14 protein-coding genes and 2 pseudogenes are annotated in these 23,146 nt (G+C 74.1%); 6 read left to right on the top strand and 10 right to left on the bottom strand.

Annotation, left to right across the window (positions count from 1 at the left end; all coding sequences use genetic code 11):
* Positions 1–10: 10 nt before the first annotated feature.
* The 6 genes from XF36_RS05195 to XF36_RS30090 form a co-directional block, all read right to left on the bottom strand.
* The gene (locus XF36_RS05195) at positions 11–1,222 is read right to left on the bottom strand and encodes a cytochrome P450 (RefSeq protein ID WP_060711110.1); all 1,212 of its coding nucleotides are present in this window, start codon (positions 1,220–1,222) and stop codon (positions 11–13) included.
* Positions 1,219–2,211 carry a 3-oxoacyl-[acyl-carrier-protein] synthase III C-terminal domain-containing protein gene (locus XF36_RS05190; protein WP_060711109.1) on the bottom strand — a complete coding sequence of 331 codons (993 nt, stop codon included), beginning with the start codon at positions 2,209–2,211 and terminating at the stop codon, positions 1,219–1,221. The genes XF36_RS05195 and XF36_RS05190 overlap by 4 nt, the downstream gene beginning before the upstream one ends.
* Positions 2,212–2,221: 10 nt before the next feature.
* Positions 2,222–7,984, bottom strand: coding sequence for an SDR family oxidoreductase (locus XF36_RS05185; RefSeq protein ID WP_060711108.1), 5,763 nt, complete (start codon positions 7,982–7,984; stop codon positions 2,222–2,224).
* The gene (locus XF36_RS05180; RefSeq protein WP_060711107.1) at positions 7,981–9,390 is read right to left on the bottom strand and encodes an acyltransferase domain-containing protein; all 1,410 of its coding nucleotides are present in this window, start codon (positions 9,388–9,390) and stop codon (positions 7,981–7,983) included. Before XF36_RS05180 ends, XF36_RS05185 begins: the two co-directional genes overlap by 4 nt.
* Positions 9,391–9,655: 265 nt before the next feature.
* Positions 9,656–9,856 (bottom strand): ferredoxin, encoded by a 201-nt coding sequence (locus XF36_RS05175; protein ID WP_060711106.1) that lies wholly within the window; start codon positions 9,854–9,856, stop codon positions 9,656–9,658.
* 70 nt (positions 9,857–9,926) lie between these two features.
* Positions 9,927–10,196 (bottom strand): hypothetical protein, encoded by a 270-nt coding sequence (locus XF36_RS30090; protein WP_060711105.1) that lies wholly within the window; start codon positions 10,194–10,196, stop codon positions 9,927–9,929.
* A gap of 359 nt (positions 10,197–10,555) precedes the next feature.
* On the opposite strand from XF36_RS30090, the pseudogene XF36_RS35450 reads away from it, so the two are divergent.
* The 3 genes and pseudogenes from XF36_RS35450 to XF36_RS35445 all read left to right on the top strand — a co-directional run.
* Positions 10,556–10,900 (top strand): annotated as a pseudogene (locus XF36_RS35450) (AraC family transcriptional regulator); the annotation flags it as partial.
* A gap of 136 nt (positions 10,901–11,036) precedes the next feature.
* Complete coding sequence (locus XF36_RS31330; protein ID WP_145981264.1) at positions 11,037–11,258, top strand: hypothetical protein; 222 nt, start codon at positions 11,037–11,039, stop codon at positions 11,256–11,258.
* 64 nt (positions 11,259–11,322) lie between these two features.
* Positions 11,323–11,478, top strand: a complete 156-nt coding sequence (locus tag XF36_RS35445) for an AraC family transcriptional regulator (RefSeq protein WP_145981582.1) — start codon at positions 11,323–11,325, stop codon at positions 11,476–11,478.
* A 63-nt stretch (positions 11,479–11,541) separates the two neighbouring features.
* Here the strand turns inward: XF36_RS35445 and XF36_RS05155 are convergent, their stop codons facing one another.
* Positions 11,542–12,651, bottom strand: coding sequence for an epoxide hydrolase family protein (locus XF36_RS05155; protein ID WP_060711102.1), 1,110 nt, complete (start codon positions 12,649–12,651; stop codon positions 11,542–11,544).
* 71 nt (positions 12,652–12,722) lie between these two features.
* On the opposite strand from XF36_RS05155, the gene XF36_RS05150 reads away from it, so the two are divergent.
* Positions 12,723–13,328: a CGNR zinc finger domain-containing protein gene (locus XF36_RS05150; RefSeq protein WP_060711101.1), complete on the top strand. Its 606-nt coding sequence runs from the start codon at positions 12,723–12,725 to the stop codon at positions 13,326–13,328.
* A gap of 419 nt (positions 13,329–13,747) precedes the next feature.
* Here XF36_RS05150 and XF36_RS05145 read toward each other — a convergent pair whose 3' ends face one another.
* Positions 13,748–14,449, bottom strand: a complete 702-nt coding sequence (locus tag XF36_RS05145; protein WP_060711100.1) for a MerR family transcriptional regulator — start codon at positions 14,447–14,449, stop codon at positions 13,748–13,750.
* A gap of 90 nt (positions 14,450–14,539) precedes the next feature.
* Between XF36_RS05145 and XF36_RS05140 the strand changes: the two genes are divergently transcribed.
* Together XF36_RS05140 and XF36_RS05135 are read left to right on the top strand one after the other, a co-directional pair.
* Complete coding sequence (locus XF36_RS05140; protein WP_060711099.1) at positions 14,540–15,766, top strand: erythromycin esterase family protein; 1,227 nt, start codon at positions 14,540–14,542, stop codon at positions 15,764–15,766.
* A 235-nt stretch (positions 15,767–16,001) separates the two neighbouring features.
* Positions 16,002–17,212, top strand: a pseudogene (locus XF36_RS05135) (IS256 family transposase).
* Between the two features lie 213 nt (positions 17,213–17,425).
* Here the strand turns inward: XF36_RS05135 and XF36_RS05130 are convergent.
* Complete coding sequence (locus XF36_RS05130; protein ID WP_060711098.1) at positions 17,426–20,266, bottom strand: AAA family ATPase; 2,841 nt, start codon at positions 20,264–20,266, stop codon at positions 17,426–17,428.
* A gap of 16 nt (positions 20,267–20,282) precedes the next feature.
* On the bottom strand, positions 20,283–23,078 hold the full coding sequence (locus XF36_RS05125; RefSeq protein ID WP_060711097.1) for a helix-turn-helix transcriptional regulator: 2,796 nt from the start codon (positions 23,076–23,078) through the stop codon (positions 20,283–20,285).
* Positions 23,079–23,146: the final 68 nt, after the last annotated feature.

Raw genomic sequence — 23,146 nt, 5'->3', positions numbered from 1 at the left:
GAGGGTCCGGTCACCACGTGACGGGCAGGTCGTGGACGCCGTAGATCAGGCCGTCGTGCTTGAACCGCACCTCGGACGCCTCGACGGCGAGGCGCAGGGTGGGGATGCGGCGGTAGAGCGTGCCGTAGACGACCTGCAGCTCGACCCGCACGAGCGGCTGCCCCAGGCACTGGTGCGGGCCGAAGCCGAACGCGACGTGGTGCCGGGCGTCGCGGCGGATGTCGAGCCGCTCGGCGTCGGGGAAGGCCTCGGGGTCGCGGTTGCCGACGTCGTTGGGCAGCACGATGCCGTCGCCGGCGCGGACCGTGGTCCCGTCGGGGAGCTCGATGTCGGCCAGCGCCACCCGGCGCCGCGCGGAGTGCACGATGGGCAGGTACCGCAGGAGCTCCTCGGTCGCGCCCACCACCAGCGCGGGGTCCTCGGTGGTGCGCAACGCCGCGAGCTGCTCGGGGTGGCCGAGCAGCGCGAGCGTGCCCAGCGCGATCATGTTGGCCGTGGTCTCGTGACCGGCGACGAGGATCAGCAGGAGCATCGACGCCAGCTCGGACGAGGTCAGCTCCCCAGTGGCGACGTGCCGGGCCGCCATCCGCGACAGGATGTCCTCGGCCGGGTCGGTGAGCCGCCGCGCGATCAGGTCCTCCAGGTACCCCACCAGCCCGCGCTGCGCCGCGAGCACCTGATCCACCGTCGAGTACCGGTGGATGAGCACGTGGCTCGACCGCTGGAAGAACTCGTGGTCGGCGTAGGGCACCCCGAGCAACTCGCAGATCACCATCGTCGGCACGGGCAGTGCGAAGGCCGTGACGAGGTCGACGGGACGCGGTCCGTCGAGGATCGCGTCGATCCGCTCGTCGACGATCCGCCGGATCGTGGGCCGGAGGGCCTCGACCCGCCGTACGGCGAACGGGCTTGTCAGCATCCGGCGCAGCCGCCGGTGCTCCGGATCGTCCATGGTGATGAAGGAGCGCGCGTCGGCGTGGCGTGCCTTGATCCCTGCCGTGACGTGCGGATAGCCGTCGTGGGTGGGGTCGGCGCTGACCCGCGGGTCGCTGAGCAGCTCGCGCTGCAGCGCGTGTCCGGTGACGAACCACGGCGTGCTGCCGTCCCAGATGCGGACCCGGCCGACCGGTCCGCGCGCATGCAGTCCGAGCAGCTCCGGCGGCGGGTCGAACGGGCAGCCGGCCGCACGCGGCAGGGGGAACTCGGGGATCGGGGCGGTCATGCCGCGGTCCGTCCGGGGACGGGCGCGGTGATCTCCAGGACCGCGACGGTCCAGCGGAACCCGAGCCCGAAGCTCACCACGAGCACGCGGTCGCCGGGCACGACCGTCCCGCCGCGGAGCAGCCGGTCGAGGGCCAGCAGCAGGTCGCACGGTCCGGCATGGGCGACGTGGCGTCCGAACGTCCAGCTCGTGTCGGCCGCACGGGCGTGCAACGGTGGCCCCGACAGCAGGACGTCCAGCACCGCCGACCCGATCGCGACGACGGCGATGTGCGCGACGTCCGCCGGTCCGAGACCGGCCTCGTCCAGCACCTGCTCGACGCAGGAGCGCGTGGCCTCCTGCAGGGAGGTGACGTGCGGGGCGAGCCCCGTCTCCTCGACCGCCATGCGCCGGCCCGTCGCCCCGCCCGCCACGCCGGCCGCGGCCCTGCTCATCTCCTCCAGACGGGGCACCGCGGCGTGTGCGGTCGCCACCAGCCGGGCCCGGCCCGGCGCGCGGGTGAGCACCGCGGCCCCGCCCGCGTCACCGGCGAGGTAGCCGATCTCGTGGACGAAGTCCCAGCGTTCGGCGGGGAAGCGGGACCCCGCGGTGACCATCGCCGCCCGTGCGTCCGGACGTGCGGTGAGGTGCTCGGCCGCCGTGACCAGCGCGGCTGCACCGCCGTCACTCGCGGCGCCGATCTCCATCCCCGTCGCCACCGTGGTGCCCAGGGCACGCAGCAGGTAGGGCGAGGGGGTGTAGTGGTCGACGTCCTGGAAGCTCGCGTGCACGAGCAGGCTCAGGTCGGAGCCGACGGCGCCGGCGTGCCGCAGGGCCTTCAGCGCCGCGCGTGCCGCCATCCCGACGGCTGTGTCGCCCGTGGCCACGGCGGCGGAGCCGAACCCGTTGGCGTCGGCCGCCGAGGGGGTGTCCGGCCGGGCACCTGCCCGCGGCCGGATGGGCGGGATCCACGACCCGCTGCCCGCGATGTTCACGTCGGACCAGAGCACGAGTGCCTCCTCAGGCGGGGACGGGCCGGTGGTCGTCGGCCCCCGGACGGACCAGGCGCCCCGGTTCGCTGCTCGAGAAGGCGGTGACGCCGCGGACCCGGACCAGCACCCGGTCGTCGGCGGCCGCGGTGAGCACTCCGGACGCGGTGTCGTGGCCGAGCCGGACGACCGGGTGGCGAGCGGCGAGGTCGCAGTCGTTGCCGGCACACCCCAGATCGACCTCGGCGATACCGGCGAGGGGGCCCGGCACCGGTGGTTCGCCCTCGGCCCCGTCCCGCGGCACGAGCAGCAGGTGAGCGAGCGCGTCGATCAGGATCGAGGGCACAGTCGTCCCGCCGAGCTCGGCCGAGAACCCCGCGTGGTCGAACGAGAACAGTGCACTCGTCCCGCCCGGCCCGTGGGCGTGGGCCGAGGTCCCGGCGAACGGCCCGCTCAGCGCCAGTACGGGATGTCCGTCGTAGATCGGCATCCGGAACCCCGGGACGGGGGTGTGCGCCCGCAGGTCCGGCGCCGGGCCGAGGTGGGGGCGGACCGGGGCGAGCAGGACGTCCGCCTCGTAGCAGAGGTCGCCGAACCGGAGCACCTTCCCGGTCGAGCTGATCCGGTTCGTCGTGACCCGGACCGACACCCGGGCCCCGGCGGGATCCTCGGTCGTCACCCGCGCGGAGACCGTGACGGTGCGGGGAGGACCGTCGGGCCGTACCGTCACCGAGGCGTGGCAGGCGAGGTCACGGAAACCGGTGACTACCATGTCCGGCCGAAGCCGGGACGCGGCGGCCGCGGCGGCCTCGAGCGCGAAAGTGCCGGGGAGCACGACGGCGCCGTTGACCCGGTGGTGACGCATCCACCGCCCGTCCCGCTCGTCGAGCGTGCGGGGGTCCCACGTCTTCGTCGCGACCACCCAGGACCGGCCCTCCATCGTGATGCCGTCGAGGAGCGGCGAGGCCGGTTCCGGACCCGGTACGGCGGGGGGCGGGACGTCGGGGGGCGGCATCGGCGGGGCGTCCGGTCCGATGCCCCGGCGGGCGAGCATGGCCCGTTCCGGCCCGCGCAGGAAGAACGTCAGTCCGTTCGCCGGCGGGTGGGCCAGCGACGAGAGGAACTGCGCGCACCCCTGGGCCGGCGTGATGTAGGCGTCCATGTTGTTGCGCCGCAGCGTCTCCTCCATGGCGACGCCGCTGGCCACACCGACGTCCTTCCAGCCGCTCCAGAGGATCGCGATCTCCCGGTGCCCCGTGGGCAGGTCCCGGTCGGCGGCGGCCGTGGCGTACTCGAGGTAGGAGTTCACCGCGCAGTAGTCGACGTCGCCGGGCGCCGGCGCGACCGTGGCGAGGGTGCTGAAGGTGGCGAGGATCGTCGGTGGTCGTCCGGCGAGGGCGTGCTTCAGGTTGCGGTAGCCGGTGGCCTTCGTGGCCCGCACGGCCCGGAAGTCGGCGAGCGCCTTGGCGTGCAGCGCGCGGGGACGCAGGTCGAGCACGGCGTTCACCACGAGGTCGACGCGGCCGTGCCGGTCGTGGATCTCGTCGAGGACGGCGGTGGTGGCCTCGCCGTCGAGCACGTCGCAGACGCGGTGGTGCACGCGGTCGGGACCGCAGACCTCGGCGAGCCGCCGCAGTGTCGCCCGTACCTCCCGGGCGGCGTCGAGACGGTCGTACCGCGCCTTGAGCTCGCGCAGGCTCAGCTCGGGATGCAGGCGTCGCTGCTCGGCGATGAACTCCGCCTGGGGTGCCGGCTCGGTGGGCGGGCCGTCCGGGACCGGGGTGCGGCCGATCAGGTAGACGTGCGGCCGCTCGACGCGGACGGCGAGCGCGTGCAGCAGCTCCGGCGTGATCCCGCGTGCGCCGCCGAACGCGACGACGACTGAGCCCGGGGCCAGCGAGGTCCCGCCCGGGCCGGCGGGCACGCCGTCCGGGCAGACGTCCATCCGGGCCCAGCTCCCGTCCCCGCGGGCCGCGACCGTGTGCAGCGGACCGGCGTCGCCGCTCGCGCGGGCCAGCTGGTGCAGCGCGGTCAGCGCGTCGGGCGCCGCGGTGAGCAGCGCGGCTCCCCCGCACTGGGTGATCTCGGCCCGGACCGAGCGGACGAACCCGGTGAACAGACCGGCGAGCGGGTGCGGACGGTCGCCGGGCAGGGCGTCGAGCAGCGCGGCGCCGACGGTTCCGCCGTTGCGCAGGGCCGGGAGCAGGGCCTGGGCCGTGGTCAGGAGCAGGTCCTGCAGCGTCTCGGCGCGCAGGGCGTCGGTGGGGGCGTCACCGCGGTCGGTGAACCGCGTCAGTACCCGCACGTGGGCCGGGACGAACGGGAGCTCCGCGAGCGCGCCGGCCGCGTCCTCCGCGGCGACGGCGTCGGTCGTCCACACGGCGACGTCGACGCAGCCCTCCAGCGCGGCCACGACGTCCGTGGAGTCGGTGACGACGACGGTGCCCGGCGGGACCGGGTGCGGCGGGGTCGCCCCGGTCGGGACGGGCATGTCGACGAGGTCCACCGTGCCCCGGGTACCGATGTCGGGTTCCGGTGCGTCGGCGGGCCGTACGCCGGTGAAGCGCAGGCCCGGTGTGGCCGGGTCGCTCGCGCCGACGGTCGTCTCGCGGCCGGTGACGACACCGTGCAGCAGCGCGAACAGCGCGTCGACGGCGAGGTAGGTGCGATCGGGCGCCGGGGGCGCGGGCGGCACCGCCGCCGGGCCGGCCGTCGCGACCGTTCCCAGGATCGGCAGACCGTGGTGCTCGGCGGTCGAGCGCCGGGCCAGTGCCACGACGGCGGCGCCCTCCGCGATCGTCGCCCCGTCCGTTACGAGCGGACCGAGATGTCCGTCCCAGCCCCGGACCGGTGCCACACTCACGGCCCCCACCAGCGCCAGCTCGCAGGCCCCGTGGCGGAGCTGACGCATCGCGAGGTCGAGTGCGGCGGTGCCGGAGTCCCGGTGGTCGTAGACGGCGACGCCGAATCCCTGCAGGTCGTCGTAGTTGGTCACCCGGCCGGCCGCGATGCAGGAGACGGCACCGGTGAAGTCGTCCTCGCTGATGTCGGGAGCGGACGCGTCGACGGCGGCGGCGAGCCGCTCACGCAGCGTCGCGACCATGTCGGGGTCGGGCAGCAGGCCGAGCGCGTCGGCGCACTCGGCGGCGTGCACCCGCACGGCCATCCGGGTGGCGTGCCTGCTGGGCAGCGCCGACCCGATCAGCAGCGCGGTGTCGGGACGCAGGTCCGCGGCCGCGTCGCCCAGCTGCGCCAGCAGCGGGTCCACCGCCTGCAGCATCATCAGGTGGCTCGGGTCCATGTGCGCGGTGGTGCGCGGCGGGATCCGCACCTCGCGCGGCGACGGGACGGGGTACGGGTCGCCGAACCCCGCCGAGGGACCGGGCCCGGTACCCGCCAGCCAGGCAGCGGTCGCGTCGCGGTCGGAGCCGGGCAGGTGTGTGTTCCAGCCGACGACGACGAGGTCCTCCGGGATCGCCCTGGCGGGCCGCGGGGTCGGGACGCGGTCGGCCAGCACGACGTGCGCGTCGGCGCCACCGAGCCCGAACGACGAGACGCCGACTACACGTGGCCGGTCCGAGGGCCGCCAGTCGACCTCGGTGACGGGCACCCCGAGCCGTTCCTCCCCGTCCAGCAGCGCGTGCGGGACGATCCGGTCCGTCTGGGCCGGGATCGCCCCGTGCTCGATCGCGGTGAGCGCGTGCGCCACCGAGACGAGCCCCGCGAGCACACCGGTGTGGCCGAAGACCTGCTTGTTGGAGGTGAGCAGGCAGGTGCGCGGGCCCTGCCCGAGCCGCGCCAGCAGGGCTCGGACCTCGACCTCGTCACCGGTCGGTGTGCCGGTGCCGTGGGCCACGACCCAGTCGAGGTCGTCGGCTCCGACACCGGCGTCGGACCAGGCGCGGGAAATCGCCAGTTCCTGACCGCGTTCGGCCGGGGCATGGATGCCCTTGCCCCGGCCGTCGGCGGCCAGGCCGGTGCCGAGCACCAGCCCCAGGATCTCGTTGCCGTCCGCGACGGCCCTAGCGTGGGTCTTCAGCACGAGCGCCACCGCACCCTCGGCGAGCAGCGTCCCGTCCGCGTCCCGGTCGAACGGGCGCACCCGGCCGCTGGGGGTGATGCCCTGGGCCTTGCAGAACAGGGTCAGCAGGGTCGGCTCGGCCACCGAGGTGCCGCCGGCGAGCGCCACGTCGCAGGAGCCCTCCCGCAGTGCCTTCACGGCGGCGTCGAGCACGTAGAGGCCGCTGGCGCAGGCTGCATCGAGCGTGAGGTGGCGGGCGTCGTCGGGCACGAGCCCGCCGAGTGCCACCCGAGAGACGGACGCGGGCTGGTGCATAAGCGGGTCGGCACCGCTGCCGGAGTAGTGGGCGAGCACCGCGTGCTCGGCCATCTCACCGAGCCAGTCACCGTCCGGGTCGGCTGCCGTCGCCCCGCGGAGCATGCTCGCGTACTGCGTCCCCAGCACCGGGGCCCGGTCGCCGAGCCCGATGTGGTCGTGCGCTCCCGTGGTGACGGCGAGCCACCGGTCACCCGCTCCGCGGCGCACGCCGTCGAGTGCCTGGACGGCGCAGTGCCGCAACCAGCGCGCGGTCGGTGCCACCCCGGGGTGGTCGCGCAGTCCGTGTGGCTCGCTGAGCGAGCGCGGATCCGGGACGAAGCCGGTGAGGTAGCCGGCCCGGCGGGCGTGGAAGCGGTCGGGCACCGTGGGGTCGGAGGCGTGGAAGTGCTCGAGCGCGAAGCCGGTCGGTTCGCTCGCCTGCAGCGTGGCCTCGCGCAGCCGGTCCCACAGCTCCCGCCGGTCGTTCGCGCCGGGCAGCGCCACCCCGATCCCGATGACGGCGACGGCGTCGTCGGCGGCAGCGACGGTGTCGGCACGGGGCTCCTCGGAGGGGGCCCCGGTCACGGTCTCCGCCGGCTCGGGGTCCCCGCTCGGCGGTCCGGCGGGTGTGGGCGACGCCGTCCCGCGGACGGGAGCGGCGTGCGCGGCGAGGTTGCTGTGCAGCTGGAGCGTCTGCATCCCGGTGAGGCCGATGCCGCCGTCGGCGACGAGGGTCTGCCCGGTGACGAACCCGGCGTGCGGGTGCAGGAAGTGGCAGATCAGGTCGGCCGCGTCCGGCGTCGAGATCGTGCGCCGGAGCAGCCGCTCGTCGTCGGCGCGGTCACCGATCGTGTCCGGGTCGGCGAGTGATCTCACGATGTCGCTCGCCACCGAGCCCAGCAGGACCGTGTTCACCCGGATCTCCCGCGGGGCCAGCTCCAGCGCCAGGTAGCGGACCAGCGACTCGGCGGCCGCCTTCGTCACGCCCCCGGGCCCGTAGCCGGGCACCGGAAGGTGGGAGCCCACGGCGGACAGGCACAGCACCGCCGCGCCCGGACGGCCGTCCATCAGCTCGGCCGCCCGCCGCGCGCAGTGGTATGGCCCCATGACGTTGGTGCGCCAGGCCCGTTCCCAGTAGACGTCGTCGACGTCGAGCAGCGGGAGGAAGGCGCCGGCCGCGGCGTTGTTCACCAGGATGTCGAGGCCACCGTGCCGCTCCCGGACGAGGTCGAACATCCGGTCCACCTCGGCGGTCTTGGCCACCGAGGCGCGGATGAACTCGCAGGAGCGGCCTGCGGCACTCAGCTCCGCCTCCAGCTCCCGGGCTGCCTCGACCGAGTGGAAGTAGTTGACGATCACGTGCGCGCCCCGGCGGGCCAGGCTCCGCACGATGTCGGCACCCAGACTGCGTGCCGCGCCGGTGACCAGCGCGATCCGCCCCGTCAAGTCGTCCGCGGAGCCCTCGTGCCCGTTCACGCAGCCTCGCCGACCGCTCCGCCGGCCACGACGGCGTCCGCGATGAGCCGCAGTGAGCCGAAACCCAGCAACGAGGCGTTCGAGCGCAGGTCGGGCAGGTTGAACAGGTCCGCGACCTGACCCAGCAGTGCGACCTGCTTGAGGGACTCGACGCCGAGGTCGGCCTCCAGGCTGTCGTCCTCACCGAGGAGGTCCGGCGGGTAACCGAGGTAGCCGCCGTAGAGGTCACGCAACTGCGCCATGACGACGTCGTAGTCGCGGGCCCCGGCGGAGGGGGCTCCGCCGGAGGGGGCCGGGGCGGAGGGGGCCGGGGCGGAGGGGGCCGCGGCGGGTTCGACCGGCTCGGGGCGCGCCGCCGGTGTGGCCACCGCGGCCGGCGGGTCCGTCGCGGGAGTGGGTGCGGCGACGGTCGGCTCGGGGCGCACGACGACCGGGGCACCCGGGTGCGCGCCGTTCCGTGACGGGGTGCCGGTCGTGAGCCCGGCCAGGACAGCGGAGGCGTCGCGCTCGGCCAACGGCACGGTGCACCGCACGCCCGGAACGCTCGCCTGGATCATCTTCGCGACGACCGCGCGTTCGCCGCACTCGACGAACACCTCCGCGCCGGAGGCGTGCAGCTCGCGGATCGCGTCCAGGATGCGCACGCGGGCGGTGAGGGCACCGGCCATGAGCTCCACGGGGTCGTCGTCGGCGACGTCACGGCCCAGCCACGGCGAGCACACCCGCACCCGGCCACCGCCGTAGGGCACACGGGGCGCACCGGCGCGGAGCTCCCTGGCCGACCGGGCCAGTGCGGGCGAGTGCGTGGGGTGGGGTACGTCGAGCCGGTTCGTGGGCCAGCCCGCCGCCGCGGCCACCCGTTCGATGTCGGCGGTGAGCGCGGTCGGGCCGCTCAGCACACTCTGGTGCGGCGCGTTCTCACAGGCCAGCACCAGATCGGGGTGTCCGAAGAGGCCGGCGAGGTGCTCGGCCCGGCGGCCGTCCACCCCGACGGCGATCATCGTGCCCTGCCAGTCCTGCCGGGTGAGGGCGCGGGACCGGGCCACCGCGAGCCGGACCGTGTCCTCGACCGAGATGTACCCGGCCGCGGCGAGCGCCCACAGCTCCCCCACGCTCTGGCCGACGAGGGCCGCCGGTTCGACGCCCGTCCCGACCAGCGCACGCTGGGTGGCGATGCTGACCGCGAAGATCTCCACGTACTGCAGGTCGGGGCCCCGCCCGGGAGCCACCTCGCCGCCCTCGACGAGCCGTGGCGACACCGCGGGGAGGTCCAGGCCGCGGGCGGCGGCGTCGATCCGGGCGAGTACCTCGCGTACGCCGTCGTGCCGGGCGTGCAGATCGTGCAGGATCCCGCCGCGCGGCGCGGGCACCGTTCCGGGCATGACGAGGACAGGGTTGGTGTTCACGCGTCGTCCCTCTCGGTTGGACAGGCCGAACACCTCCGATCGTCAAGGAGGACCGCCCGGACTTTCCTTAGTTATCACAAGAAGAAGCAGCCGGTCGCCGCCCCGTCCGATGTGGTGGCAGGGGCGGCCGACGGCGCACGGAGGGGCGGGCGGGCGTCCCCGGGCACGCCCGCCCCTCCCACTGCGCGGCCGGTCGCCGGTGCGGACCAGGTGGTCGCGGGCATGGTGTCGGCCCGCGGAGGTCGGTCCCTGCGCGCCGGACGGCTCAGGCCGGGGACGACCCGGTGGCCACCGTGATGGCGGCGGCCGGGCACCGGTCCGCGGCGTCGAGGACCGCGACGGCGCCCTCCTCGTCGACCGGTTCACCGGTGGGGCGGGCCCGGACCCCCACGAACTCGAAGTGGTCCGGCGCGGTCGCCAGGCACAGGCCCGCGGAGATGCAGCCCGTGACACGTCGATCCGCCACGCCGTCGGGTCGCCGTCGCGTCCGTTCTCGCCCCTGTAGTGCTCACCCATGCGGTGCTCCCGGTGCCTCGTCAGCCCGCGGCGCGGGAAGCAGGCCAGTGCACGCCCACGCTCTCCATGCCGGCCAACACGTCCATCTCGGGGTTCGCGACGAGGACCTCCTTGAACGTGGGGCTGCCGACGACGACCTCCTTGAACGAGCGGAGGAACTCGTCGATCTCCTTCGCCTCGCGCTCGGGGTGGCCGAACTCGGCGTAGGCGGGCATGACGATCTCGTCGAAGAGCGCGGTCCAGTACTCCTCCTCCTCCGTGACGCCCATCCCGCGGTGCGCGGTGGCCATGTCGCGGCCGGTGTAGGTGTGCGGGCCGCCCCAGGCTCCCCGAGGAACTCCACGAAGCTGGTGATCTCCCCCTGCACCTCGGACTGGGTCGTGTGGTTCCAGATGTGGCCGATGGTGGGGTTGAGCATGGCCCGCTGCACGAGCGTCTTGGCCAGGAAGGTGACGACCGGCAAGCCGCCCAGGCGGTCGTAGAGCGGCCGGTCGTCGGTGGTGGGGGTCGTGGTGGTGGGGTCTGCTGCGTCGGTCATGGCGGGACCCTCCGACCTCGACTCTCGATGCGTCAACGCGAGGCGATGCATTGACAAGACCTGTCACGCCGCTGCACCCCGACCGGCGCGCCCGGTGGTCCACTGGTCGGCGTGGAGGTCGACACCAGGGTCGTTCCCGCCCGCGAGCGACTGGAGTACTGGCACGAGTGCGTGTGCGACCGCTTCGTGCCGCTCCTGGTCGTCCCGGCGGGCCAGCAGGTGCAGGGGCGGATCCGGTTCCGCGAGATCGGCGACACCAGGGTCCGACGCATCGCCGGGACCGAGCACACGTTCCGGCGCCGGGACGGCGACATCCGGCGGGGCGGCGACCCCGAGGAGCTCAACCTCCTCTTCGTCAACCGCTGCACGACGGTCGTCGAGCAGGACGGGCGGACGGCGACGCTCACGCCCGGGGACTTCCTGCTCTACGACGGTGCTCGGCCCTTCGAGTTCCGCACCCGGGGCTCCCTCCACTACACGATCCTGCTCATGCCCAAGGGCCTCCTGGGACTGCCCGACGGAGTGGACACCACCCTGCACGGTCCGGCCCGGGTCCGCCCGCGACGGTCTGGCCGGGGCGGTGCGCCACCTCGTGGACTCCCTCGTCCTGCCCGACCGGACCTGGGCCGACCCGGAGGACGCCCTGGCCCTGCAGGAGCCGCTGCTGGCCGCGGTCTCCCGCCTGGCCCCCACCGGCCCGGCCGGCGAGCCCTCCCGGGTCCCCGTCGCCCTCGTCCGTGCCCTCGTCCGGCGTCGTTTCCGGGACCCGGACCTGTCCCCCGCGACGATCGCCGCGGCGTGCGGCTCTCCGTGAGCCACTTGCACCGGGTCTTCGCCGGTGAGGAGCACACGGTCGCCGCCCTCATGCGGGAGGAGCGATTGCAGGCGGGGGTGCGGGCGCTCACCTCCCGGGGAGTCGCCGCGAGTCCGTCGCCACGATCGGGCGCCGGTGCGGACTGCCCGATCCGGCGCACTTCAGCCGGGTGTTCCACCGGCGGTTCGGCGTCTCACCACACGAGTTCAGGAACCAGTGACCACCGGGACGACCGGCCCGCACCGGCCGCCCGAGGCCGGGAGGCCACGCCGCGCAGCACCGCTCACCGGACGAGACGGAAGAAGCCGCGCACCTGCTCGACGAACGACGCCGGCTGTTCCAGCGCCGCGAAGTGGCCGCCGTGCGGGAGCTCGGCGAACCAGCGCAGGTCGGTGAACCGCCGCTCGGCCTCCCGTCGCGAGGGGCGGGTGATGTCGTGCGGGTAGACCGACAGTCCGGACGGTGCGTGCACCGGGTCGCGGAACCGGGCGAAGCTCTCCCAGTACAACCGGGCCGACGAGGTCGCCGAGGCGGTGAACCAGTAGACCGAGATCTCGTCGAGCAGCGCCTGCGTCGACACCGCACTCGCCTCATCGGTCCAGGCCAGGTACTTCTCGGCGATCCAGGCGGCCTGCCCCGCGGGCGAATCGGTCAGGGCGTAGCCGATCGTCTGCGGACGGGTCGACTGCAACGCCGAGTAACCCCGCCCGGAGCGGGCGAACTCCTGCTCCGCCTCCGCGGCGGCGCGCTCCGCCGGCGTCGGATCGTCGAACCCACCCAGCGCGACCGAGCCGAGGTTGACGTGGACGCCGGCGACCCGGTCGGGCGCCACCTCGCCCAACGCGCCGGACACCGCCGATCCCCAGTCACCGCCCTGCGCGCCGTAGCGCGGATAGCCCAGCGACACCATCAGCGTGTCCCAGGCGCGCGCCGTCCGCTCGACACCCCAGCCGGTCGTCGAGGGCTTGTCGCTCCACCCGTAGCCGGGCAGCGACGGCGCGACGACGTGGAACGCCTCGGCCGGGTCCCCGCCGTGCGCGCGCGGGTCGGTCAGCGGGCCGAGCACCTCGAGGAACTCGAGCACCGATCCCGGCCATCCGTGCGTGAGGACCAGCGGGAACGCGGTCGGCTCGGGCGAACGGACGTGCAGGAAGTGGATGCCGAGGCCGTCGATCGCCGTGCGGAACTGTGGGAAGGCGTTCACCCGCTCGGCGAACCCGAAGTCGTAGTCCTCGGCCCAGCTGCGGCACAGCTCCTGCGCCTCGGCGAGCGGCAGGCCCTGCGACCGGTCCGCCACCGGCTCGCGCTCGGGCCAGCGCGTCCGTCGCAGCCGGTCGCGTAGATCGGCGATCTCGGCTTCGGCGACGGTCACCTCGAACCGTTCGACAGCCACGTCGCCCCCTTCCTGTGACACGCTAGAGCTGCTACGAGTGTCACGATAGAAGGCGCCGGGAGATACGTCGAATGCGGAATGCGAGTTACACCCCGGCCAGGGTGGCCACGGCGGTGGACCTGGCCAACACCTGGCGGCCGTTCCGTGGCGAGGACGATCTCGAGACCCTGCCGCAGCTGCGGACCTTCCTCGTCGACCATCTGCCGGCCGTTGAGCGCGACGTGTCGCCTCCGCTCACCGACGCCGATCTCACGGAGGTCCGGGCGGTGCGCGCGACGGTGCGCGCCGTGCTCGAGACGGCCGGCGCCGACGCCGACCGCGCCGCGGAGATCGTCAACGCCGGGCTGCGCCGCCACCGCGTCGTCCCCACGATCCGCCGGGACGAGGACGGGTGGTGGGCCGACGTCGTCGCCGACGCCGACCGCCCTGCGGCCCACCTGGCCGCCGTCACCCTCGGGGCGCTCGCGGCCGTGATCACCACGCTCGGCCCCGACCACCTGGGGGTCTGCGCCGGGGCGTCGTGCCGGGCCACGTTCGTGGACCTCTCACGCAACGGCTCGAAGCAGTACTGCACACGGACCTGCGCCCACCGCGCCAGCGTCGCCGCCTACCGGAGCCGCCGACGACCGGCGGTCGGTGGTCCCGGCGGCGACTCGGGCGGAGTGGTCACCGACTGACCCGCTGCCGGGTGACCACCGAGACACGTGCTCCGTACCGGACTGGACGCGCAGGTCGACCCACTGCCGGGCGATGTCCCGGCAGAGCCCGGGCCTTGCCCGGGGAGGGCACGGTGCACTGCGCCGTCGGCAGCCACGGTGCGGGGGCCGGCGGTGTCGCACGGAACACCCGTCCGACCGCTCGCGTCCGGCATGCTCATCGGTCCCGGACTGGCGGAGAGGAGTCGGACCGAGTCCCACCCCGGGATGGGCTCGACCATGGAAGCGATCTACCACGGCGTGCCGATGCTGACCCTGCCGCAGATGCCCGAACAGATCAGCGCCGTATCGTCGACGGCGCCGCATCATCGCGCTGAGCCCCAGCCAAGGACGCGCGGCGCCCAAGAACTACGACGACGTCGCGAGACCGCGCTCTCGCATCAGGACGACGACATCGGGAGACATGCCGTGTCCGACAGAAATGCATCGAGCAGGCCCGCTCCGCGGAGCATGGCGCGAGCCTGAGCGGTGAGCGCTCCACGCCGTTCGTCCAGGGCCGCCGACAGCGCGGCCGTGTCCCCGGCGGCGCGGAGCTCGTCGAGCAGCGGGGCGATGCGAGGGATCGGGTGCCCGCCGCGACGCAGCTCCCGGATCACGTGCCCGTCCCGAACGTCGGCTAGGTGATAGGTGCGGTGTCCCGCGCGGTCGCGCGCGGGTCGCAGCAGCCCGACAGACTCCCAGCGCCGCAAGGTCGCGGGCCGTACCTGGAGCCGGTGGGCGAGCGCGCCGATCGGGATCCCCGGCCCGGGCGGGACGTCGACATCGGTCAGCCCGGACAAGGTACGTCGCACACCGTCCAGCACCCTGCGTCGTTCCGTCAGGTCCGTGTGTGAGTGGTCGATGAGCTCCAGCGCGTCGGCGGTCCGCCCATCGACGGCGGCGACCATGATCGCCCGCGCGGTGCCGTGTCCGTGCCCTGGCACCAGCGCGAGGAACGCCCGCAGCGCGCGGGCGTGCTGCTCGGTGTAGGCCCGGTATCCCGAGGATGTGCGCCGCACCGCAGGCAGGATGCCGGCGGCCTCGTAGTTGCGCACGGCCTGCGTCGACAGACCGTGCTCACGGGCGAGGTCGATCGAACGCATACTATCGCTCCGCTTGAGGGTTTTGGGCAGTCTCCCAGTGCTGATAAGTGCAAAGTCCCCACAGAAGGTTCAAGGATACCGTTCAGGGACATGACCACGACACACGATTCGAACCCGGCCGCGCTCGTGTACCGCCTACTGACCGATCGCCGCGCGATGCCCCAGGTGCTCGGATTCGGCGAGCCGGTACACGGCATCGAGGCGTTCCCGAGGGTGCGCAACGAGGTGTTCGAGCACCTCGTCGAGCACGCCGGCTTCCGGACGATCGCACTGGAGAGCGATGCCTGGGCCGGTCGCCTCGTGGACGTCTGGGTCCGCCACACCCCGGGCTGCGAGGGGTTGACCGAGGACCAGGTCATGGCTCACGGGTTCAGTCACGGATTCGGTGATTCGCCGGCGAACCGGGACTTGGTGCGCTGGGCGCGCGAGCGAAACGCCGGTCTCCCGGCCGGCGACCAGGTGCGGGTCACCGGCTTCGACGGCCCGATGGAGATGGTCGCCACCCCGAGCCCGCGGGCCACGCTGCTGCATCTGTACGACTACCTGAGCGGCCGAGACCTGGACCGTGCTCTGCCGTGCGACCGCGACACGCTGACCCGGCTCCTCGGCGCGGACGAACCGTGGGCCGAGCCGATGGCGATGCTGGACCCGGACCGCTCGGTCGGCGGCGAGCAGCGGGTGCGCGAGGTGCGACTGCTCGCCGACGACCTCACCCGGACCCTGGAGGTCGAGGCACCGGCGTTGCGCCGCGCGGGCGACCCCGGCCTCGAGGACGCCGAGCTGGCCGCGCGCACCGCGACCGGTCTGCTCGCCCACCACACCGCGATGGCCCGCCCATCCGACGACCGCGCCGGGCTCCTGTGCGCACTGCGGGACACGATGATGGCCGACAACGTCGCGGCACTCGCCCGGCGCACACCGGTGCTGCTGTTCGCCCACCACCAACACCTGCGCACCGGGACGTCGACGATGGCCTGGGGCGGAGTCACGATCGCAGGCGTCCACGTCCCACCGACGATGCTGCGCTGGCAGCCCGCCGGAGCGCATCTGGCCGCCCGGCTCGGCGACGGGTACGCCGTGATCGCGACGACCGTCGGCCACGCCGGGGAACACAGCATCGGCGAGCCCGACCCGTCGACTGCGGAGGGTGCGCTCGCCGCGTTCCCTCCGGGCAGCCGGCTCGTCGCCGGGCAGGAGCTGCGCGACCTGCGCACCGGACGCCCAGCACGAGCGACGAGCCACCCCGGCTACTTCCCGATCGACGACGACCTGCTCGACGAACTCGACGCCGTCCTGTTCCTCCGCGACGCCGACTGACCCGACCCGACCCAGCAGCTTAGCATGGGTCGATCAGGACGGCAGCGCTATCGATCACGCCTCGACGACGGTGGCGTTCGGGCCTGTGCACGGAACGGTGGGTCCGGCCCGACAACCGGGCTGATGTCCGGTGGGATGGGCACTGTGAGTGATGACATCGGACTTTGTGGGTTCAGCCAAGGATGAGACGGGTTCATGGCGTCAGCTCTCCCCGGAGCAGGCCGCCGCGGCGGCGATGGTGACCGACGCGCGGGCGCGCGGGCTGGAGCTGACCGGCCCGGACGGGCTGTTGAAGCTGTTCACCAAGAACGTGCTGGAGACCGCGCTCGGCGAAGAGATGACCGAGCACCTCGGCCATGCCAAGAACCGGGCCGACCCGGACCGGGAATCGACGAACAACCGGAACGGTCACCGGTCGAAGACGGTCATCTCCGATGCTGTCGGCGAGGTCGAGATCGAGGTCCCGAGAGACCGCGACCCGACGTTCGAACCGCGGATCGTGCGGAAACGGCAACGGCGGTTGGGGATGTCGATGAGATCGTGTTGTCGCTGTACGCGAAGGGTGTGACGACCGAGGAGATCTCGGCGCATGTCTCGGAGATCTACGGGGCGCCGGTGTCGAAGGAGACCGTCTCACGGATCACCGACTCGGTGATCACCGAGATGCAGGACTGGGTGTCGCGGCCACTCGATGCGGTATACGTCGCCGTGTTCGTGGACGCCATCATGGTCAAGGTTCGCGACGGGCAGGTCGCCAACCGACCCGTCTACGCCGCGATCGGCGTCACCGTCGACGGCCGTAAGGACGTGCCGGGCCTGTGGGCCGGCAGTAGCGGGGAGGCTGCGGAGTTCTGGCTCGGGGTGCTGACCGATCTGCGTAACCGCGGTGTCCGCGATGTGTTCTTCCTGGTCTGCGACGGATCGAAGGGCCTGCCCGAAGTCGTGGAGAACGTGTGGCCGCAGGCCATCGTTCAGACATGCATCGTGCACCTGATCAGGAATTCGTTCCGGTTGACCTCGCGGCGCGACACCGATGCGATCGAACGCGGCATTCGCGCGATCTACACCGCACCCACCGCCGACACGGCGCTGGCCGCCCTCGACGACCTCGACGAGAAATGGGGTCGAACCTACCCGGCGATGATCCGGTTGTGGCGCAACGCCTGGCCCGAATTCGTGCCGTTCCTCGACTACCACACTGAGATCCGTGCCGTGTTGTGCTCGACGAACGCGATCGAATCACTCAACGCCCGATACCGCCGAGCGGTACGAGCGCGAGGGCATTTCCCCAGCGAGGCGGCCGCGTTGACATGCCTGTATCTTGTGACCCGCGGCCTCGACCCGACCGGGAAGGGGCGTGCACGGTGGACGATTCGCTGGAAGCCGGTGATCAACGCCTTCGCGATCACTTTCAGTGACCGCTGGCCGTCCGCCGAGCACTACTGACAAACAACGCCGGAGCCACCGTTCCTGTTACAGACCCGCGCGAGTGTCGGCGCGGCGGTCGTGGTGGGCTCGTCGAGCTCGCATCCTTGTGACGCTAGCGATCCTCCCGCCTACCGCACCGAGATCGAACGGCCGCTCCTCAGCGTTACCTGACGGAACCTGCACAGAGGCCCGGTCTGCGTGGTCGCGGTACCGGGAGGCTCGCGGCCGGGGTCACCCGCTCTCTCCCGGCTGCGGGAGCACCCGACGACGCAACGCCCTGGCGAGCTCGGCACGCCCTGGAATGTCGAGCTTGCGGTAGCAGCGCGTCAGGTGGAGTTCCACCGTGCGTCGGCTCACGCCCAGCGACGCGGCGACATCGCGGTTGCTTGCGCCCGCAGCCGCAAGTCGGGCCACCTCGAGTTCGGCCGGGGTGAGCGACACGCCACCGGACCGTCGTCTCCCCCGGCCCCCCGCCGCCGTCAGCTCGGTTCGGGCGCGTCTGCTGAGCACCCGCGCCCCGCACCCCTCGGCGAGGTCGACTCCCTCGCGCAGCAGCACTCGTGCCTGCGCCTCGTCTCCGATCTCCCGGACCATTACCCCGAGATCGACGGCGCACCGCGCCGAGTCGAGCACCCGCGGCGATCGGCCCAGTTCGACCGCGGCGTCCTGCAGTGACCTCAGCCCCCCACTGACGCCCTGCACCACGCCCAGCACGCGCAGCGCGGCGCCGACGTGGCCGTGGGTCCCCCATCGGCGGGCGAGCCCGAGGTGCTCCAGGGCCACGGCCCGGGCGGCGGCGTGCTCACCGAGCTCGTGGTGCAGCAACGCGGTCCGCCCCTGCCAGCCCAGCGCGGCCGGGTTCACGATGCCGACGTTGCGCAGGCGCCGTCCGGCCTCCTGCGCCTGCGCCAGTGCCTCTCGTGGGCGTCCCCGCGCCGCCAGTACGGCCGCGCGGGCGTCGAGCAGCCAGCTCCACCGCCACGACCGGTCCGACGTCCCCTCCAGGTTCGCCGGGTGCACCAGCGCCGCGGCCTCGTTCACCTCCCCGAGCTCGATGAGCGCGAGCACAGCACAGTGCAGGATCATCAGTCGGGTCTCGCCGCTGAGCTCCCCGGTGAGCACGTCCAGCGAGGCACGGGCGTCGGCGAGTGCTTCCGGTACCCGCCCGCACCGTAGGTGCAGCATCGAGCGGACCCCGCGCAGGGACGCGTGCAACTCGGGCCGCTGCTGCCTCCGGGCGTCGGCGAGGGCGCGTTCGTGCAGGGGCGCGAGTGTGTCGTCGGCCTCGGTCCACGCCAGGACACCGAGGGCACCCATCCGGATCGGCTGGAGTGCCTCGCTCTCGTCGAGCGCCCCGTCCAGGGCGCCGCGGGCCAGCACGGCCGACTCGGCCGCGTCGGTGCGCAGGAGGAGCGTCGAATAGAACACGTGCGCGCTCCGCAACGCACTCGCGCCCGCCCCACAGCCGAGCGTGTGCGGATCGGTCCGGTCGCCCCAGTCCCGCACCGCCGCCATCTGCGCGCTGTCCTCGGCCGAGGCGTAGAGGAGCAACGCCTCCAGACCCAGCCGCAGGTCCCGGTCACCGGGCGGTTCCGGACCCGACTCCGGTACGGCGGCGGCGAGGTCGCGCAGGCCGCGCTCCAGAAGCCCGACCAGACCTTCGGCGTCGGGCCCGGTGTGGAACGCGACGAGCAGGGTGATCACCCGGGCACGCTCGCGCGCGCACCCGCTGAGCGACAGGGCCCTGGTGAGGTGGCGGTGCGCGCGGCCGGGCGCGCTGTGCCGCTCGGTGATCCCGAGGTCGAGGAGCAGGGCCGCACGCGTCCGGTCCGGCACGTTCCCGCGCAGCGCGTGCACCAGGAACGACGCAGCGAGCTCGGGAGCGCCCCGCTGCCGCGCCCGGCAGGCCGCACCGTGCATCAGCTCGACCACGCCCCGGTCGGCCGGCGGCCCCGCGTCCAGGAACTGCACGGCCACGCGTTCCGGCGGGGCGCCCTCGGACTCCAGTACCCGCCCCGCCCACGCCCGCAGCCGGCACCGGCGATCGTCGGACAGGGTCCCGAGCACGGCCGTGCGGGCCGCCGCGTGCCGGAACCGTCGCCCGTCGCGGTCGAGGATCCCTAGCGCCGACAGGCGCGCGGCGGCGCGGTCCACGGCCACGTCGTCCAGCTCTGCGACCAGGGCGACGGCTCTGGGCGCCGTGTCCTCACCGAGGACGGCGACCGCGTGGGCCAGCGCGATCTCCTCGGGTGACAGGTCGCGCAGGACCGCGGACACGCCCTCCACCGCCAGCGCGGCGCCGATCCCGTGGATGCGGTCCGCGGCGTCGGTGACCGGCGCCGGGTGGGCGAGCCGTTGCACGACCCGGGCCACGAGGGCTGGGTTCCCGCCGGTCGCGCCGACGCACGCGTCGAGCACCTCGGGATGGGCCGGGACGACGGCTGCGGCGTGCAGCCAGGAACGGACGGCGTCGCGGGAGAGCGGGGCGGGGGCGAGGTGTCCGACGCCCGGCGCGGACGCCAGCTCGTCCAGCGCCCGGGCCGTGGGCCCGGCGCCCGGTGTGCTGTGCACCGACCCGACGACGAGCAGGGGCAGTCCGTCGGCGTGATGCGCCAGGTGCGCCAGCCACCGGACGGACTCCGGGTCGGCGCGGTCCAGGTCGTCGGCGAGCAGGACGACCGGCGACTCCGCGGTCAGGCCGGCGACCGACCGGACCAGACCGAGTATCGCCGCCACGTCCGTCCCGGCGGCCCCTTCGGTGCGTGCCCGGCGGGCGGCGTCGCGCAGCAGGGCCGCCGCGTCGGTAGTGGGCCCGGCGGCGCTGCGGCGCAACAGGTCACGTGCCAAGGCGAAGGGCGACCGGCCGGGATGCCGGGTACCACCCCCGGCGCGCAGGACCAGGGCGTCGTGGGCGGCGGCGAGCCCGTCGGCGACGTCGAGCAGCCGGGTCCTGCCCGACCCGGCGGGACCCGTGACGACGACGACCCGTGTCCGCCCGGCGCAGGCGTGGGCCACCGCTTCCCGCAGTGCGTCGACCTCGGCCCGCCGCTCCAGCAGCGGCGCCCCGTCCACGGGGCCGCGGCCCGGTTCAGGCGGAGAGATCGGACCCGTCCTCCCACATCCGGCCCAGGGCCGACCGGCCGGACACCCTCAGCTTCCGGTAGACCCCGGTGAGGTGCTTCTCCACCGCTCGCACGCTGACCCCGAGCACGTCGGAGATCTCCTGGTTGGTGCGCCCCTGCGCCGCCATCAGGGCGACCCGTTGTTCGGACCGGGTCAGGGCCCAGGTCGCCCCGGAGTGCCCGCCCCGTCGTCCGGCCGGTGACAGGTCGACCAGCACCGACGGGGTGAACCCGGCGGTCTGCACGGTCGTCGGACATGACCCGTCCGGTGGCGGATGCCCGACCCGGTCGGGCAGGGCGTGCAGTGACCGGAGCGCGTGGGCGAGCTCCCGGTCGTCGTTCGCGCTCCGCAGGACCTCGACCGCTTCGGTCAGCAACGGCTCGGCCCGGTCCCGCCCACAGAGCTCACCCAGCACCCGCAGTGCCCGGCCGAGCTGGAGCGGGGCTCCCCAGGCCCGGGTGCGTACCAGCTCCTCCTCGGCCAGTGCGCGCGCCTCGGACAGCTGGCCGAGACCTCGCCGGATCTCGATCGCCCAGGGGCGCCAGGCCACGGCGGCGCCGTCCCAGCCCGCACGTTCGAAGCGCCGGCCCGCGTCGAGGCAGTACTCCAGGGCCGCGTCCGGGTCCCCGGCGTCCAGGGCGACCCGCGCTCGCAGCATCTGCAGGCACGCCCCGAACCCTTCGGGCACCTCGGCCGCAGCCCCGTACCGGGCCAGAATGTGTTCCGCCGGGGCCCGGTCCTGCAGGCCGGGCAGGACCGCGGCGAGGATCAGGCCCGGCAGCAGCGCGTCCTCGTCGGCCTCCCCGAACAGCTCGAACGACAGCCGGACCTGTTCCTCCGCCTCGGGTATCCGGCCCGAGCAGACCAGCACGGCGGCGAGCTCGGCCCGTACGACGGCCTCGGTCGCCGTGGCCCCCTCGGCCCTGGCGTGGTCCAGGGCGACCCCCAGCCAGGCCGTCAGCTCCTCGGGCGCGTCCGCCATGCACAGGCTCCCCACCACGAGCCCGATCGTGCTGTGCACGTGCTGCGCCGACGGCTCGCGGGCCAGGATCGTCCGGCCGACCGCGGCCACCGCGGCCGCCGTCCGGCGGCCGCTCAACGCGGCAGCGTGGGTCAGGACGCAGGCCAGCTCCCGTTCCCCGGGAGTGTCCAGGGGAAGCCCCCCCGGCTGCCGCTCGAGCTCGTCGAGCCGGGCGACCGCAGCGGTCACGCCGGCCGGGCGGTGCCGGTCGGCGTACAGCACACGGGCCCGCAGCCGCAGCGCCAGCTCCCGGGTGGCAGGGTCGGGATCGGTGACGCCGTCCAGCTCCTCGGCCACGCCACGCAGCATCGCGAGCACCGAGGAGGCGGCGCCCTCGAGCGTGAGCGGCATCGCCCGGCACAGCGCGTCCGCCCGCGCCGTGAGCGGAGCCAGCAGCGGGACCGCCGCGACGACGCGGCGCAGGGCCAGGCCGGCGTCGACGGACCGTTCCAGGGAGGCCAGCTCCACCAGCACCTGGGCGCGGTCGGCCTCCGGTGCGTCGGCCAGCAGTGCGTGGCGGAGGTAGCGGATCGCGGTCCACGGTTCCCCGCGGCGGGTGGCCAGCACGGCCGCCTCACGCAACGCGCCGATCGCCCACCGGGGGTAGGAGCTGGTGACCGTCAGCAGGTGCGACGCGACCCGGTCGGGTCGGATGCCGTCGTTGTGCAGCAACGTGGCGGCACGCAGGTGGGTCTGCCGCCGTTCCTCGGCCGAGCCGGTCGTGGCCAGCGCATCGGCGACCACCCGGTGGCGCAACCGCGGGCGCCGGCCCGGGCGGATCAACCCGGCCTCACCGGCCACCCGCCGGGCGGCGTCGGCGTCGGCGTGGTCCAGCTCGGCCAGGCGGGCGAGCAGGACGTCGTCGGCCACGTCCCCGATCACGGCCAGCGCGGCGAGGTACCGCCGGGTCGGCTCGGGCAGCAGCCGGACCGCGGCCGCCATCCGGTCCCGCAGTCGCGCGGGCGTACAGGCGCGGACCTGGTGTCCGCTCACCCGGCGTCCGTCGGACGGCGCCGCCCGGAGCTCCTCCACGACCGCGTCGAGGAACAGCGGGTTGCCCTCGGAGACCTCGCCGAGGGCGGTGACGACCGCGTCGTCGGCCCTCGTCCCGAGCCGGGCCCGGGCCACGCCCGCGATCCCCTCGGGGGTCAGCGGGCGCAGCGGGCGGACGACGTCGGCGCGGGCGAGGAGCTCGCCGACCGCGGTGTCGCCGACCGGGACGTCGCCGTCGGGGACGGCGAGCACGACGGTCGCCCGGAGACCGGCCGAGCGCCGGCCCAGGTGGGCGAGCCACCGCAACGAGGCCGGGTCGGCCCGGGTCACGTCGTCGACGAGCAGCAGGCCGGGCCGGGCCGAGGTGAGGTCCCGCAGCACCTCCAGCAGAGCCTCGGACACGGCGTCCGAGGATCCGGCCGGCCCGGAACCGGGGTGCTCCGGCGCGGGGAACAGGTCCGGTGCGTCGCCGCCCAGGAGCTGGCGTACGACCCCGAACCCGTACCTGCGTTCGGCGGCGGCCCCGCGGGCCCGTCGGACCAGCACGTCGCGCTCCGCCGCCCGCCGCGCACATTCCGCGAGCAGGGCGGTGCGCCCGGCACCCAGCGGCCCGGTGACGACGACCAGCCCCCCGGTCCCGCCGAACGACCGGTCGACGATCCCCTCGACGGCGGCGATGTCATCGTCCCGCTCGTGCAGGACGGCCGGACCGGGGACCGGGCTCATCGGAGCGGCGTCAGCGTGCATGCGACCTCCGACTCGTCGGGTGTGGCTGTAACGATCGTGCCCCATTCGACGAGATCCCGACTCGGGAA

The organism is Pseudonocardia sp. HH130629-09 (assembly GCF_001294645.1).
Lineage (GTDB): Bacteria > Actinomycetota > Actinomycetes > Mycobacteriales > Pseudonocardiaceae > Pseudonocardia.
This window is presented reverse-complemented; position numbering and strand designations above follow the sequence as displayed.